The following is a 1491-nucleotide window of genomic DNA, read 5'->3' as shown; positions in this document are numbered from 1 at the left end:
GACGCTATCGGCGGTGCGATGGGAGCCGGCGATGCGGGCGCACTACCAACAATTGCGGGCACGTGGAAAGGTGGCCAAGGTCGCGCTGGTGGCGTGCATGCGCAAGCTGCTGACGATCGTCAATGCGCGGCGGCGGGACGAGTTGAAGGCCTTGGCGGCTGTCGCCTAAAGGCACCTTCTCAAGACAGTTGCTGAATTAAGCCGCGCCGCGAAGCGGCGTCGGCTTGAATGAATTGTTAGGCCCCATTGGCGACTTTGGGCAAGTAGAAGTACGCCGCCAACAGGGCCATGGAAAAGAACATAGAAAGGAACAGATTAACGGCTGCGATAACCGCAGCAGAGAATAGCCGTGTCTCTAAGGAACCGCGAGAACGCCACAAGTAGAGGCCGAGCAGCGCAGAAGCAGCGGCGCTACACCAAAGAATGGCCGGAGCACTGGGTAAAAAGACGGACCAAGACCGCGCGACCGCAGGAACCACTGGTCCATACGCCTCCATCTGACTTGGCGGGAAAACGGATAAGACCTGGGACAGGAGGCTGCCGGTGACGACCGCCCCGACAACGCCACAGAGATAGATCCAAACGCTGACGATGATCTTTGGCATGGGGCCTAACGCCTGAATTAAGCCGAGCCGCGAAGCGGCTTCGGCTTGAATGAATTGTTAGAGCTCACTCGACAGAGCCAATGTGTACTGCGGGCCAAGGATAATGCCCTGTGATGCTGTGGCAATACACTCTCATTACGTTGGACATGCGAACGCTGAGTAGGGCGAGAAATCTCACATCTCGAATTGCAGCTGCCTTTGTTACGCGCGGGGCGGGGCGCTTGCCATGCGCAAGCTCACCTCGCAATTGGACAAATTTGTTTAGATTTTCTTTTGCCTTTTGCTGAGGCATTCCTTTCCAGCGGAAGCAAGAGTCCATTGCGTCAAATCCAAGTAGCTCTTTCAGAAGAGAAGCAACATTCCCGTGTTTTGGGGTGTTGAAAGGGCCGATGTGCTTTTGGATGATTTGCTCTTTGTAGCTAGCGGCAACCGTCCTCCATCCGGTGTCCGCCATATCCCATATCCTCAGCTCATGCGGATCTTCTTTGAGACGTTTTGCTATGGCGCGGCGAATAGCAATTGGGATGGCTGAAATAGACGGAGATTTGTCGGCAATGTGGTCAAAGGCTGAGCTGGCAAGGTCCTCCACGAACGCCTCAAAAGACGCACAGGCAAAAACAACGGCGCTCTTATTAAGCGCATCAACTTGATTGCGTCTGCCTGGGCCGTCACCGGTCAGCTTGGAATGTATCGAGATGAGCTGAAACACCTCGCCAAGGTTGTCTTTGAACTTAAGTGACGGCGATCTTTCCATGAGCTCTAACGCCTTATGTCTTGGCTTTCCCCTACTGTAAACGCCGAGAGCCCGGTGTGCGCGCCCGATAACGCCTCGGTGTAGCGGCACCGTAATTCAGCAGGGGCCGCACACCGGATCTCACGTCCCGAC

2 protein-coding genes are annotated in these 1491 nt (G+C 55.5%); both read right to left on the bottom strand.

From position 1 onward, the window contains the following. Window positions 1–236: 236 nt before the first annotated feature. Window positions 237–605 (bottom strand): hypothetical protein, encoded by a 369-nt coding sequence (locus CSC71_RS15200; RefSeq protein ID WP_162375223.1) that lies wholly within the window; start codon window positions 603–605, stop codon window positions 237–239. A gap of 64 nt (window positions 606–669) precedes the next feature. Beyond that, a complete protein-coding gene (locus CSC71_RS15195) occupies window positions 670–1359 on the bottom strand; it encodes a HEPN domain-containing protein (RefSeq protein WP_162375222.1) in 690 nt (229 codons plus the stop codon). Window positions 1360–1491 lie beyond the last annotated feature (132 nt).

The organism is Pseudoxanthomonas sangjuensis (assembly GCF_010211755.1).
Lineage (GTDB): Bacteria > Pseudomonadota > Gammaproteobacteria > Xanthomonadales > Xanthomonadaceae > Pseudoxanthomonas_A > Pseudoxanthomonas_A sangjuensis.
Note: the sequence above shows the minus strand (reverse complement) of the source record. Positions and strands in the feature narration are given on the sequence as shown.